We start from the raw sequence: 13,145 nt of genomic DNA on the forward strand, positions 1-13,145 counted from the left end.
CGGGGTGCGATCCTGGTCGAGGTGGCCGACGCCGTGACCTCCTCCCGGCGTCCTCCATCCCCGACCGCGACACCCGCACCGATGAGAGGCCCCATGCGCATCGCCCTGCACTCCGAGATCCGCGACGGCGCGATCGACCGCTACCGCTCCGCTCACGTCCGCATCCCCGACGCCCTCGCCGCGACGTTCGATCGCATCGGCATCCGCGACTGGACGATCTGGCGCTCCGGCCACCGTCTCTTCCACCTCGTCGACTGCGAAGACTGGGATGCCGCGATCGCCGCGCTGCAGGACGACCCGGCCGATCACGCCTGGCAGGCCGACATCGGCCGTTTCGTCGAGGTGTTCCGCGATGCCGAGGGGGCAGAGGGTACGGCGCCGCTCGAGGAGATCTGGGATCTGCGCACGCAGGTCTCCTGACATCCGGGTACCGGGCAGGTGGGCGCTCGGAACGCGTGACAGAGTAGCCCCGTGACACGGGTGTGGATGCGGGAGCTGTCGGGGTGGATCCTCGCCGCAGCCATCTCGCTGATCAGCGTCGCCGCGGTCGCGGCCTCTCCTCGCGCCGAACTGCTGTTCCGCGACGGCGACTCACTGGTCGTCGCGATGCTCGCCCGTTCCGTGCTCTCCGGGCAGCCGCTCGACTGGGCGATGTCGAGCGTGCTGTTCGTGCCCGAGTCCGCCGCGTTCACCGCGCTGGACATCGTGCTGCCGCTCGGCACGAACGGAGTCCTCGCTGCGAGTGCGGTGGTGAACCTCCTTGCGCTGTACGGCGCGATCCGCCTGGTCGCCGGACGCTCCCGACCGGGGCATGCCCCGATCGCCTGGTCTCTGCTCGCCCTGGGCGCTTTCGGCGCCTCGGCGATGACCGAGGTCTCGTCGTCGCGTGAGGCCCTCGAACTCGCCTCGCTGCAGGCGACCACCACGTACTACTCGGCGACCGTCGTCGCGGTCGTGCTCGCGGTCGGGCTCGTGCGCCGCATCCTCGACCGCGAGTCGCGCAGCCCGGCTATGGTCATCGTCCTCGCCGCGGTCGCGCTGGTGTCGACGTTCTCAAATCCCCTCTTCATCGCGTGGGGCGTCGCACCTCTCGTGCTCGTGCTCGTCGTCCTAGCCGTCCGCGCACCGCAGCGCACCCGCATCCTGATGCTCTCAGCGCTTCTCCTCGGAGCAGCGGCAGCGGGGATGCTCGCTCGTATTCCGTTCGCGGCATGGATCGCCAACACGGGCGCGGGATACGCGCAGCCGAGCCATTGGCGGGACTCCGCCGAGTATTACCTGGGGCTGCTCGGCGATCGGATCGTCTCGCCCTTCGGGCTCGTCGGCTTGCTGATCACCGCCGCGCTGCTGGCCCTCGCCGTCGTGCGCACCACTCGGTCACCCGATGTCGGCGCGCGCCTGATCGCGGCCGTGGCGTGGGCGACGCCGTCGGTCGTCGTCGTCGGAGCGGTCGTGCTCGGCACCCATGCCTCGCGCTACCTGCAACCCCTCGCGTTCGCGCCGGTGCTCGCGCTCGTGGCCTGGCCGACGACGCTCCGGGTGTCGGCCGATCTGCGCCGCCGCACCGCCGCCGTCGCCGGCGTCCTCCTGCTGGTCGGGGGCGGCCTCAGCGTGCCGCGGCTCACCGCCGCAGCCTCCGCCCCCGATGCCGACCTCGCGTGCGTCACCGACTGGGTCGAGGCGTCCGGTCGCACCGGAGCCGGGCAGTTCTGGACGGTGCGGCTCCCGAAGCTCCACCTCGACGATCCGTCGCAGCTGGTGCAGGTGGATCACCGGCTGAACGCCTACGCCTGGCTCGTGAACCGCCACGACGCCGATGTCGGCGAGGTCTCGTTCCTCGTCGAGGACTCGCAGACGGTGCCATGGGAGCTTCCGCAGGCTGTCGTGCCCACGGACATCATCGACTGCGGGCGCTATACGATCCGCGACTTCGGGACGTCGACGCTGCCGATCGGTCCCGCCCACAGCTGACAGGGTCAGCGCACCGGCGGTGCCGTCGTCGTTCCCTCGCGGAACCGGCACGTCAGGTGCAGGGTGAGTCCGATCTCGCCCTGCAGCATCCGGGCGACCTGCTCGCCGGCCGCACGTCCCTTCTCGACAGCCGGCTGCACGCTCGTCGTGAGCACGAGATCGCCGAGGCCGTCTGCGGCGATCCCGTCGAATCCGGCCACCGAGAGGTCCTCGGGCACACGCAGTCCGAGTTCCTCCGCCGCACGGATGACGCCGACCGCGATCAGGTCGCTCTGCGCGAGGATCGCCGTCGGTCGCGTGGCGGGATCCGCGAGCAGCATTCGACCTGCGAGCAGTCCCTCGTCGATCAGGCTGCCGCCCGCCGAGATCGCGGGAGCCGTCGGGAACACCTCGCGCATACCGGCGAGGCGATCGACCGTGACGTCGACCGTCGCCGCGGCGATACGCTCCTGCGTCACCGGTGCTCGTCCTCCCCCGGTGTCGAGGGGCAGGGTCACCAGGGCGACCTCGCGGTGCCCGAGGTCGTACAGGTGGCGCGCGACATCGGCGGCCGCGGCGGTGTTGTCGAGAGTGATCCTCGGGATCCCCTCGCCCGCATCGCCCTCGATCACCACGACCGGAAGCCCGCGGCTGCGGACGATGTCGAGCGATGCCTTGGTGCGACCCGAGCAGCCGATCAGAACGACCGCATCGACCGGCGCATTCGAGAGAGGGGAGCCGTCGTCGCCCGGGTCATCTCGCATGAGGAGGATGCCGGCGCTCATGTCCGCGAGTCCGTCGGTCAGGCCGTCCATCATCGCGGTGGTCACCGGATCGAGGAACGCCGCGCGCAGGTGTCCCTCGAGCACGACCGCGACGATGCCGCTGCGTCCGCGACGCAGCGAGGCCGCACGAGGGTCGGGACCCGCGTAGCCCAGGTCGGCCGCCGCGGCGAGCACGCGCTCACGGGTGGCTGCGGCCACACTCGCCTTGCCGCTGAAGACGACGGATGCCGTCGACGTGGCCACCCCTGCCGCGCGGGCGACGTCGGCGATCGTCGCGCGGCGCGGGGTGTCGTGACTGGTCATACTCCGAGGATAGCTCCCCCAGGTTCCGCGCGATCGAATCGATTCGATATGCTGATCCGATGGACACGGCTCTCTCCCGGTCGCAGTATGTGCGCTGGCGCACGGCGATCTTCGCGATCTTCCTCGCCAGCGGTCTGTCGATCGCCACCTGGGCATCGCGGGTCCCCGACATCAAGCTCGCCCTCGAGGTCGACAAGGCGCAGGTCGGCATGCTGCTGCTCGGCGCCGGGATCGCGTCCATCATCGGCATCTCGACGAGCCCCGCGATCATGGCGCGCACCGGTGCGCGCACCGGGATGATGGTCTCGATCTTCACTTTCGCCTCGGGCGTCGCCCTGATCGGCATCGGCACGAACGTCGTCGGCTCGTATTCGGTGGTCCTGATCGGACTGGTGCTCTTCGGCCTCGGCAACGGATGCGTCGACGTCATGATGAACGTCGAGGCCACGGCGATCGAGCAGCACTCGGGCAAGACGATCCTCCCGCTGTTCCACGCCTTCTTCAGCTTCGGCACGGTCATCGGAGCCGGGCTCGGAGCACTCGCCGCGCAGCTGCAGATCACTGTCTTCACGCACACCCTCGTCATCGCGGTGCTGATCGCCGCGATCGGTGTCGTCAGCATCGCCAGCGTTCCCCGACGCCAGGAGGCGCTCGATCCGAGCGAGGACGACGGCGAGAAGCGGCGCTGGCGCGAGCGGATGCACGTCGCGATGTCGGCCTGGCGAGAGCCGCGCACCTACGCGATCGGCGTGGTCATGCTCGGGATGTCGTTCGCCGAGGGCGGGGCCAATGACTGGCTCGCGCTCGGCGTCGCCGAGGATCACGGCGGCGGAACGGCCCTCGGTGCGGCCGCCCTCGCCACCTTCTCCGTCGCGATGACCGTCGTGCGCGTCTTCGGCGGACCTCTCGTCGACCGTTTCGGCCGCGTGGCGGTGCTGCGCATCCTCGCGGTGGCCGCGGCATCCGGCATCTTGCTGTTCATCCTCGCGCCGAGTCTGCCGCTGGTGTTCGTGGGCGCAGCCCTGTGGGGCGTCGGAGCCTCGCTCGGGTTCCCCCTGGGCATGTCCGCCGCCGCCGACGACCCGGCCAAGGCGGCCGCGCGGGTGAGCGCCGCGGCGACCATCGGCTACATCTCCTTCCTCGGCGGCCCGCCGGTCCTCGGCTTCATCAGCGAGCACATCGGCCTGCTGAACACCCTGTTCATCCTCGTCGCCCTCGTCGTCATGTCCGGTCTGTTCTCGGGCGCCGCGCGCCCGCTGCGCCAGGACGAGATGTCAGCAGAGCCTGTGGCCGCGACGAAGGACTGAACGTCAGCGTGTGACCAGAAGGCGCGGCGTCGGGCCTTCGAGCCGCGCGATCGCGATCTTCACCTCGCCGATATCCATCTCCAGTCGGTCGAACCGCGCATCCGCGCGCTGCTCGGACTTCTCGAACCGTGCATCCATCCGCCGTTCCGCCCTCTCGAACCGCGCGTCCATCCGCTGCTCGAAACTCTCGAACCGGGCATCCATCCGCTGTTCGAAACTCTCGAGCAGCGCATTCGTCCGCTGCTCGGATCTCGTGAACCGCGCGTCCGTCTGCAGTTCCGCCCGCTCGAACCGCGCATCCATCCGCTGCTCGAAACTCTCGAACCGTGCGTCCGTGCGGGTGATCATCCACCCGAACCCGGCGGCGAGTCCCAGCAGCGTCGAGGCGACGGTCACGATCATCGTCACCAGTTCGATCGACACGGTCATCTCCTCATCTTCGGTCTGCTCGCCCAGAATGTCAGGATCCAGTCCGGCACGATCGCGGAAGATGGCGGCGGCACGGGAAATGGGGAAACACCGGCGACCGAGACCGTCGCCGCAGGAGGAGTGCGTCCGACGAAGTAGGCTCGAACGGTGCGTCTCGTCATCGCCCGCTGCTCCGTGGATTACACCGGGCGGCTCAATGCCCACCTCCCGCTCGCCACGCGTCTTCTCGTGCACAAGGGAGACGGGAGTCTGCTCGTGCACTCGGACGGCGGCAGCTACAAGCCGCTGAACTGGATGAGCCCGCCGTGCTCCCTCTCTTCCGAGCAGCCCGGCGAGGAGGAGTCGATCGCCGGCGTCACCGAGGTCTGGCGTGTCACGCACAAGAAGACCGGCGATGCCCTGCGTGTGCAGATCTACGAGATCCTGCACGACACGCAGCACGACCTGGGGATCGACCCCGGGCTGCAGAAGGACGGTGTCGAAGCCGACCTGCAGCGCCTGCTAGCCGAGCAGGTCGACCGCATCTCCGACGGCGCGACGCTCGTCCGTCGCGAGTATCCGACGGCGATCGGTCCGGTCGACCTTCTCGTGCGGGATGCCGACGGCGCCGCGATCGCCGTCGAGATCAAGCGCCGCGGTGACATCGACGGCGTCGAGCAGCTGACCAGATACCTCGAGCTGCTCGGCCGCGATCCGCACCTCGCCCCCGTGCAGGGGGTCTTCGCGGCCCAGGAGATCAAGCCGCAGGCGCGCGTGCTCGCCGAAGACCGCGGCATCCGCTGCCTCGTGCTCGACTACGACGACATGAAGGGCATCGAGTCCGGCATCCCGCGTCTGTTCTGACCCCATCTGCACAGATGTTCACCGCGGTCGGTCGCATCGCCCGCTGCCCATAGGCTGGAAGGCATGGCTTCTTCCCTCTATTCGTGTGTGCTCTGGGACGTCGACGGCACGATCGCCGACGCATCGGTCGGCATCCTCCGCCGCCTGAATGTCGCTCTCACGCACTTCGGGCACCCGGCGCCGACGAGGGAAGAGCTGGTGCACTGGATCGGTCCGCCGATGTTCCAGTCCTTCCAGGCGCAGGCGGGCATGACCCCCGAGGAGTCCGCGGAGGCCGTGAGCTTCTACCGCACCCTGGGCAAGGCGGACGGGTACACGACTGACGTCGCGACCTATCCCGGCGTGCCCGAGATCATCCGTGATCTGCACGCCGCCGGTGTTCCTCAGGCGACGGCGAGCTCGAAGCCCGAGATCCAGGTCGATGCGATCATCGACTTCTTCGCGCTGCGGCCGTACTTCCTCACCACGGTCGGATCCACCCCCGACGAGTCGACCCTCGCCTCGAAGACCGACATCGTGGCCGAGGCGCTGCGTCGTCTCGCCGAGCGTGGCGCAGATGTGTCACGGCCGGTGCTGATCGGCGACCGCCACCACGACGTCGAGGGCGGCAACGCGAACGGCGTGCCCGTGGTCTTCGTCGAGTGGGGCTTCAGTGACACGCATGAAGGCGATGAGGCGGCCTTCCGCGCAGCATCCGCCGACGAACTGCGCGCACTGCTTCTGAACTGACCGCGGGCTCGACGTCTCGGGAGGAGAACTCTCCCTGGGGGAGACCCTCGGCCCGCACGCATCCTCCCGAGGGGCAGATCTCCTCCCGAGAGGGCGGAATCTCCAGGCCCTCGGGCGGGAGAACACAGCTGAATCCCGCCCACAAAGCACAGAACTCCCCGCCGAGCGGCCGCGACGGATCGCAACCCCCGGTCGGGGAGCTCTATGGACGTCCGCTCTCAGAGCGGACGGATGTTCTCAGCCTGCAGGCCCTTGGGGCCCTGCGCCACGTCGAACTCGACTCGCTGGTTCTCTTCGAGAGAGCGGTAGCCGGATGACTCGATGGCGGAGTAGTGCGCGAAAACGTCAGCGCCGCCGTCGTCGGGGGAGATGAAGCCGAAGCCCTTCTCCGAGTTGAACCACTTAACCGTGCCCTGGGTGCTCATGTACTGCCTGTTCTGCTGGAAAGAAGCCGACGCAGGATGCCCCGACGTGCTCCACGCTAGTGGAGCACGCGCTGAGCGGAAGTCCCGAGATCAGCCCGTAACCCAAATGTTGCACGAGCGGTGATGGAAGGTCATCCGTCGGGCGCGCGGAGCCGCCCGGAAAATGGTGTGGCCCTCACCGCGGGGGGAGCGATGAGGGCCGAAGACGACCGGAGGGTGCGTCAGATTCCAGACTAACCCCTCCGGAACCGTTTTGTCCCCCATTTGGGGGACAAAACCGAAAATCATCAGAGGATCGCCGATAGCGGCCCTCTCGAGCGGCCCGTTGGGGACAGAACCGCTCGAGAGGGCCCAATCGCATGCACGGATCGCCTTGCCTCTGGGGAAGGCGGTCCGTCTCTGGGGAAGACGGAGGCGATCGATCCCCTGTGCATGCATCTTCACCATAAGGGAGTGGATGCGGCTTCGCCATGGGGTTGCATCCCGGCATTTCGAGGAGAGCGTCGGCGAGTAGCCTGGTGCGGTGACCATGCTGAACAAGGACATGACGCTGTGCATCTCGCTCTCGGCGCGCCCGAGCAACAACGGCACCCGGTTCCACAACCGCCTCTACGAGGAGCTCGGCCTCAACTGGATCTACAAGGCCTTCGCCCCCACCGACCTCGCCCAGGCGATCGCGGGTGTGCGCGGACTCGGCATCCGGGGATGCGCGATCTCCATGCCCTATAAAGAGGATGTGATCGCGCTGGTCGACAGGATGGATCCGTCCGCGACCGCGATCGACTCCGTGAACACGATCGTGAACGACGAGGGCGTGCTCACCGCGTACAACACCGACTACAGCGCGATCGCCCAGCTGATCGAGCAGAACAGCCTCGACCCCGCGGCATCCGTCCTGTTGCGCGGGTCCGGCGGGATGGCGAAGGCGACCGCGGCCGCGTTCCGCGACGCCGAATTCACCCGCGTCACGGTCGCCGCGCGCAACGAGAGCCGCGGCCGCGCGCTGGCCGATCTGTACGGCTTCGACTGGACGGCGGATGCCGAGGCGGTGACCGCGGACGTGATCGTCAACATCACCCCGATCGGCATGGCCGGAGGTGCGGACGAGCACGCCGTGTCGTTCACCGACGCGCAGATCGCCGCCGCATCGGTGGTCTTCGATGTGGTCGCCCTCCCCGCGGAGACCCCGCTGATCACCGCGGCCCGGGCGGCCGGCAAGACGGTCATCACCGGTGCCGAGGTCGCGACGCTGCAGGCGCTCGAGCAGTTCGTGCTCTACACCGGCATCCGTCCCTCTGCCGAGCAGGTGCAGGCCGCCGAGGAGTTCATGCGGGCCCAGTGAGCGGCCCAGTGAGCGGCGGGGCGGGAGTGCGCGTTCACGCAGAACTCAGACGAGCCGGCCCGGCTCAGCGCGTCGGAACGGCCGCATCGACGACCTGACCGTCGACGAGGTGCAGCACCCCGTGCATGCGCGGGAGATGCACGAGGTCGTGCGTGACCAGCAGCGTGGACGTGTTTCGTTCGTCCGTGAGCCGCAGGATGAGATCGATGATCCTGGCCCCGCGTTCCTGATCGAGAGCGCTGGTGGGCTCGTCGACCAGGAGCACGCTCGGATCGTTCATGAGTGCTCGAGCGATGTTGACGCGCTGACGCTGTCCGCCGGAGAGCTGGTGCGGCCTCTTGTGCGCGTGCTCGGAGAGGCCGACCGCGGAGAGCAGCTCCTCCGCGCGAGCGGTCGTCTCGGCGCGACCGTGTCGACTGCGCGGAGCACCGAGCTCGTTCATGACGCTCAGCTGCTCGCGGGCGGTCAAGGACGGGATGAGGTTGGGCTGCTGGAAGACGATTCCGATCCGGTCCCGCCGCAGACGCGTCGCCTCTGCCGCGCTGAGCCCCGTGACGTCATGCCCGTCGATGAGGATCTCGCCGGAATCCGGACGCAAGAGGGTGCCGGCGACGGCGAGCAGACTCGACTTGCCCGAGCCGCTGGGCCCCGTGATGCCGGTGACCGTTCCCGGGTGGGCGGTGACGGAGACGCCGTCCACGGCGGTCACGCGGGACTCTCCGTCGGGAAAGGTCAGGGTGATGTCGGTCAGACGGATCATCGGTTGCTCCCGAGGGCGGTGAGAGGGTCGGCGGACGTGACGGATCGTAGGGCGAAGGCAGCGCCCGCGAGGCCGAGGGTGATCATGATCCCGCCGGGAAGGATGGTCGTGACGGGGCTCAGCAGGAACGGAAGAGCGGTGCCGGCGAGCAGGCCCAGCACGGTGACCAGCCCCAGCCCCACTCCGATGCCGACCAGAAGGACGATCAGCGCCTGACCCAGCGCGTCGCGGATCAGGGACCGCGTGCTCGCCCCGAGCGCTTTGAGGATGGCGACGTCGCCCTTGCGCTGCATGGTCCAGACGGTGAAGAACGCCCCGATGACGAGTCCCGAGATGCCGAAGAGCATGGCCACCATGAGCAGGAGCGATCCGATCTCGGAGCGGAAGGCGCTCAGGGCTGTCAGCGATTCCAGGGTGGTCTCGGAGATCGTGTCGTTCGCCGCGTCCGCAGCATCCCCATCGGGGACGCCCGAGACGACGAGGACCGTGGCGTAGGCATCGGGGTTGCCGGTGGATGCCGAGTACGCCTGCCAGTCGTGCAGAGTCATCTGCACGACCGGGGTGTGGCTGTACCACGCGTCTCCCTCGACCGTCTCGACGTCGTAGGAGACGCCGGCGATCTCGATCTGCTCTCCGGCCTTCACGGCGAGCGCCTCCGCAGCGGGCACCGATAGTCGCAGCCGACCGTCTGCGGAGGGCGCATCGGCGTCGAACCCCGGCTCGACACCGAACACCGCGATCGCAGCACGGGTGTCGGCGGTCTCGGCACGGGTCTGGCTGATGCCGAGGGGGCGTGCGTCGGTCACCCCGGCCGTCGCCGCCCAATCGATCGCCTGCTGCTCGGTGATCGCGGAGTCGGCGAAACTGGCCGCAGCGTCTCCGCCGGAGGGCGAGGAGAACACGATCCTGTCTCCGGGCAGCGCGAGCACGGCCGAGACGTTCTGGATGGCGAGGCCGCCCGTCAGTCCGCTGAGGAACCCGACGAGAAGGGTGATGAGGGCGACGACCGAGCCGATGAGGATGAATCGCCCCTTGGCGAAGCGGAGATCGCGTAACGCGACGAACATGGTGTGGCCTTTCCTGTCGCCGATACGGCGACCATTCCACTTTCGCCGCGGGCGTCATCCTGGTCATCCGCCACCGGGACGAGCTTTCGCGCCCAGGATGAGGACGCCTCGATCGTCCTTTCGGACGATGCGGCCGTTCGGTACCGCGGCGTAGAGTTCGATCCATGGCGCATACCGCTCTGACCCCGGTGTTCGTGGGTCTGCGGACGGGTCTGCACGTTCTCTTCTTCGCCCTGACGGGGCTCGTCATCGCCCGCGCGGTGCTCGACCCGTCGGATTCGAGCGTTGCCGCGACGGCGTTGGCGCTGATCGTCGGCGTCACGTACGCCTCGGGCATGCTGCTCGCTCGCCTCTCGCGCGGACGACGGCCGGTGACACTGATCTGGTTGGCGCTTCTCTCCGCAGAGTGGCTCTGCCTGCTCTGGATGAGCGCCGATGCCGCCTACCTCGTCTTCCCCCTGTTCTTCCTGTTCCTCCATCTGCTGGGGCGTTGGCTGGGATCCGCAGCCATCCTCGCGGCGACGGTCGTCGCGGTGTGCGCACTCGGCCTCCACGGCGGGTGGAGCGTCGGCGGCGTCGTCGGTCCGTTCGTCGGCGCCGGCGTCGCCCTGCTGATCGGCCTCGGCTACCAGGCTCTGGCGAAGGAGGCCCAGCAGCGCGAAGCGCTGGTCACCGAACTGCTCGCGACCCGTGGACAGTTGGCTGCACAGGAACACGAATCAGGCGTGCTCGCTGAACGCGCGCGGCTCGCCCGAGAGATCCACGACACGCTCGCGCAAGGACTCTCCAGTATCCAGATGCTGCTGCACGCCGCGGAACGCGCCGACGATACGCGCCCGGGGATCGAGCACATTCGCCTCGCCCGCGAGACCGCTGCCGCGAATCTCATCGAGGCGCGGCGATTCATCCGCGAGCTGACACCTCCCCAGCTCGACGATCAGACCCTCGGTGGGGCGCTGCGTCGGCTGGCGCGCACGCAGTGGGCGACGCAGGGACTCGACGTGCAGGTGCGCGTGTCCGACACGGTCGTGCTGCCCATGCATCTGCAGACGGCACTGCTGCGCATCACGCAGGGTGCGATCGCCAACGTCCTCCAGCACGCCCAGGCGACCACGGCGACGGTCACCATCGGCATCGAGGGCGACACCCTCCGTTTCACCGTCGAGGACGACGGCACCGGTTTCGATGCGGAGCTTCCTGAACCGGGGACCGCCGGGAAGTCGGACTCCTTCGGGCTGCGCGCCACCGCCGAGCGAGTGCAGCAGTTGGGCGGACGGCTCGATATCGACACCGCGTCGGGTCGAGGAACGACACTCACCGTCGATCTGCCCCTGACGGAGTTCGCATGATCCGCCTCGTCATCGCCGACGATCACCCCATCGTCCGGGCGGGCCTCGCCGCCCTGTTCAGTCTCGAAGCGGATCTCGAGGTGGTCGCCGAGGCAGGCGCACCCGAAGAGGCCGTGAGCTGCGCCGAGCGCGAGAATCCCGACGTGGTGCTGATGGACCTGCAGTTCGGCGCCCAGTCCCCGACCACGGGCGTGGACGCGACCCGACGCATCCGTGCGCTCGAGGCGCCTCCCTACGTGCTCGTGCTCACGAACTACGACTCGGATGCCGACATCCTCGGCGCCGTCGAGGCCGGCGCGAGCGGCTATCTGCTGAAGGACGCGCCGCCGCACGAGCTGACCGCCGCCGTGCGCGCAGCGGCCGCCGGAGAGAGCGCACTCGCTCCGGTGATCGCCTCCCGTCTGCTGGATCGCATGCGCGCACCCCGTGTCAGCCTCAGCAGCCGTGAGATCGAGGTGCTCGAACTCGTCGCCGCCGGGCGCTCGAACAGCGAGGTGGCTGACCTGCTCTTCGTCAGCGAGCGGACCGTGAAGTCGCATCTCGCGCACATCTTCTCGAAGCTCGATGTCAGCTCACGCACCGCCGCGGTCTCGGCGGCGCGCCAGAAGGGGATCCTCCGCTGAGACCTGGAGCATCCCGCGGGATCCGGGCCGGATCCAACGCTCACACGGGAGCGAGCGGTTCACCGGCTCCGGCAGGGATCTCCGCCACGATCGGATCGCCGGGTGTCACGACACCGCCTGCGCGCACGACGCCCATCACTCCCGCCTTGCGCACTGCGCGACCTTGGGCGTCGGTCCCGACGACCTGCTTCAGCAGACCGGACTCGAATCGATCGATCTGCAGACACGGGTTCCTCAGCCCCGTCACCTCTACCACGGCGTCCGCTCCCAGCCTCAGCAGCGTTCCTCGGGTGAGGGCGAGCAGATCGATCCCCTCGGTGGTGATGTTCTCACCCAGCTCGCCCGGAGAGACATCCGCGTCGACCTCATCGAGCAGTTCTCGATGGATGAGGTGAACCTGGCGGAGGTTGGGCTGCGTGGGGTCGCGTCGAACTCGGGAGAGATGCTGCACCGTTGCGCCGAAATGCGCGTCCCCCTCCACCCCCAGGCCGGCGACGAGGGTGATCGCCGCACGGCGGGGCTTGGTGAAGCGATGCTCGTCATCACTGCTGACGGAGACGACGCGGGGGAATGTCATGGCTCCAGTCTCCACCTGCGTGCTGTTCATGCGATAACCCACGACCGCCGCCACAAGTGCCTTCGATGACAACGGACATCAGTCGCTGTCGAGGCGGAGCACGACATCGCCGATCGCGAGAATCCCGATGTGGTCCTGACGGACCCGCAGTTCGGCTCCCACGCCGAGAACGCGGGGCGCTCATAGCCGCCGGATAGGCTGTGCGAATGACAGACGATGTTCGCAATGTGCTCGACGCTCTCTCGGTCGTCGACGCGCACTGGCAGCCTCATCGATTGACAAGCATCAATGACTACGACGTCAAGGTCGTCAAGATCCAGGGGGAGTTCGTCTGGCACACTCACCCGGACACCGATGAACTCTTCATGGTCGTGAGCGGACAGCTGACTATTCAGCTCCGTGATCGCGACGTCGTCCTGAACGCGAATGACGTGTTCGTCGTCCCGCGAGGCGTCGAGCACTGCCCGAAGGCGGCAGACGAGGTGCACGCGATCCTGTTCGAGCCGAAGGGCACCGTGAACACCGGTGACGCCGGGGGCGAAATGACCTCGCACCTGCAGGAACTCGACTGACGAGAGAAGCGGCCGAGCGCTGCCCGCGGGCGCGGTCGTTGAGCGAGCAGCAGCGAGACGATACGCGCCTCGATGCAGGCGCGG

15 protein-coding genes are annotated in these 13,145 nt (G+C 68.4%); 9 read left to right on the plus strand and 6 right to left on the minus strand.

The window, feature by feature from the left end; translation table 11 throughout:
* The first annotated feature begins 93 nt into the window (after positions 1–93).
* Both FQ142_RS01045 and FQ142_RS01050 read left to right on the plus strand, forming a co-directional pair.
* Positions 94–420 carry an L-rhamnose mutarotase gene (locus FQ142_RS01045; RefSeq protein WP_149421871.1) on the plus strand — a complete coding sequence of 109 codons (327 nt, stop codon included), beginning with the start codon at positions 94–96 and terminating at the stop codon, positions 418–420.
* A 51-nt stretch (positions 421–471) separates the two neighbouring features.
* Positions 472–1,971, plus strand: a complete 1,500-nt coding sequence (locus tag FQ142_RS01050; RefSeq protein WP_149421872.1) for a hypothetical protein — start codon at positions 472–474, stop codon at positions 1,969–1,971.
* A gap of 5 nt (positions 1,972–1,976) precedes the next feature.
* Here FQ142_RS01050 and FQ142_RS01055 read toward each other — a convergent pair whose 3' ends face one another.
* A complete protein-coding gene (locus tag FQ142_RS01055; RefSeq protein ID WP_149421873.1) occupies positions 1,977–3,038 on the minus strand; it encodes a LacI family DNA-binding transcriptional regulator in 1,062 nt (353 codons plus the stop codon).
* A gap of 59 nt (positions 3,039–3,097) precedes the next feature.
* On the opposite strand from FQ142_RS01055, the gene FQ142_RS01060 reads away from it, so the two are divergent.
* On the plus strand, positions 3,098–4,345 hold the full coding sequence (locus FQ142_RS01060) for an MFS transporter (RefSeq protein WP_149421874.1): 1,248 nt from the start codon (positions 3,098–3,100) through the stop codon (positions 4,343–4,345).
* A gap of 3 nt (positions 4,346–4,348) precedes the next feature.
* On the opposite strand, the gene FQ142_RS01065 is transcribed toward FQ142_RS01060, so the two are convergent.
* Positions 4,349–4,774, minus strand: coding sequence for a response regulator (locus FQ142_RS01065; RefSeq protein ID WP_149421875.1), 426 nt, complete (start codon positions 4,772–4,774; stop codon positions 4,349–4,351).
* A gap of 147 nt (positions 4,775–4,921) precedes the next feature.
* On the opposite strand from FQ142_RS01065, the gene nucS reads away from it, so the two are divergent.
* Both nucS and FQ142_RS01075 read left to right on the plus strand, forming a co-directional pair.
* The gene (gene nucS, locus FQ142_RS01070) at positions 4,922–5,617 is read left to right on the plus strand and encodes an endonuclease NucS (protein ID WP_149421876.1); all 696 of its coding nucleotides are present in this window, start codon (positions 4,922–4,924) and stop codon (positions 5,615–5,617) included.
* Between the two features lie 63 nt (positions 5,618–5,680).
* Positions 5,681–6,346 carry an HAD hydrolase-like protein gene (locus tag FQ142_RS01075; protein WP_149421877.1) on the plus strand — a complete coding sequence of 222 codons (666 nt, stop codon included), beginning with the start codon at positions 5,681–5,683 and terminating at the stop codon, positions 6,344–6,346.
* Positions 6,347–6,564: 218 nt separating this feature from the next.
* Here the strand turns inward: FQ142_RS01075 and FQ142_RS01080 are convergent, their stop codons facing one another.
* Positions 6,565–6,771 carry a cold-shock protein gene (locus tag FQ142_RS01080; RefSeq protein ID WP_042540947.1) on the minus strand — a complete coding sequence of 69 codons (207 nt, stop codon included), beginning with the start codon at positions 6,769–6,771 and terminating at the stop codon, positions 6,565–6,567.
* Positions 6,772–7,300: 529 nt separating this feature from the next.
* Between FQ142_RS01080 and FQ142_RS01085 the strand changes: the two genes are divergently transcribed.
* On the plus strand, positions 7,301–8,113 hold the full coding sequence (locus tag FQ142_RS01085) for a shikimate 5-dehydrogenase (protein WP_149422643.1): 813 nt from the start codon (positions 7,301–7,303) through the stop codon (positions 8,111–8,113).
* 64 nt (positions 8,114–8,177) lie between these two features.
* Here FQ142_RS01085 and FQ142_RS01090 read toward each other — a convergent pair whose 3' ends face one another.
* Positions 8,178–8,873, minus strand: coding sequence for an ABC transporter ATP-binding protein (locus FQ142_RS01090; protein ID WP_149421878.1), 696 nt, complete (start codon positions 8,871–8,873; stop codon positions 8,178–8,180).
* Positions 8,870–9,940 carry an ABC transporter permease gene (locus FQ142_RS01095; protein ID WP_149421879.1) on the minus strand — a complete coding sequence of 357 codons (1,071 nt, stop codon included), beginning with the start codon at positions 9,938–9,940 and terminating at the stop codon, positions 8,870–8,872. The genes FQ142_RS01090 and FQ142_RS01095 overlap by 4 nt, the downstream gene beginning before the upstream one ends.
* A 164-nt stretch (positions 9,941–10,104) precedes the next feature.
* Here FQ142_RS01095 and FQ142_RS01100 point away from each other — a divergent pair, with 164 nt between their 5' ends.
* Complete coding sequence (locus tag FQ142_RS01100; protein ID WP_149421880.1) at positions 10,105–11,289, plus strand: sensor histidine kinase; 1,185 nt, start codon at positions 10,105–10,107, stop codon at positions 11,287–11,289.
* Positions 11,286–11,912 (plus strand): response regulator transcription factor, encoded by a 627-nt coding sequence (locus FQ142_RS01105; protein WP_149421881.1) that lies wholly within the window; start codon positions 11,286–11,288, stop codon positions 11,910–11,912. Before FQ142_RS01100 ends, FQ142_RS01105 begins: the two co-directional genes overlap by 4 nt.
* Before the next feature lie 40 nt (positions 11,913–11,952).
* On the opposite strand, the gene FQ142_RS01110 is transcribed toward FQ142_RS01105, so the two are convergent.
* Positions 11,953–12,489, minus strand: a complete 537-nt coding sequence (locus FQ142_RS01110; protein WP_149421882.1) for an MOSC domain-containing protein — start codon at positions 12,487–12,489, stop codon at positions 11,953–11,955.
* Between the two features lie 206 nt (positions 12,490–12,695).
* Here FQ142_RS01110 and FQ142_RS01115 point away from each other — a divergent pair, with 206 nt between their 5' ends.
* Positions 12,696–13,061, plus strand: coding sequence for a cupin domain-containing protein (locus FQ142_RS01115; protein ID WP_149421883.1), 366 nt, complete (start codon positions 12,696–12,698; stop codon positions 13,059–13,061).
* Positions 13,062–13,145: the final 84 nt, after the last annotated feature.

The sequence above is a fragment of the Microbacterium sp. ANT_H45B genome, from assembly GCF_008369345.1.
GTDB lineage: Bacteria > Actinomycetota > Actinomycetes > Actinomycetales > Microbacteriaceae > Microbacterium.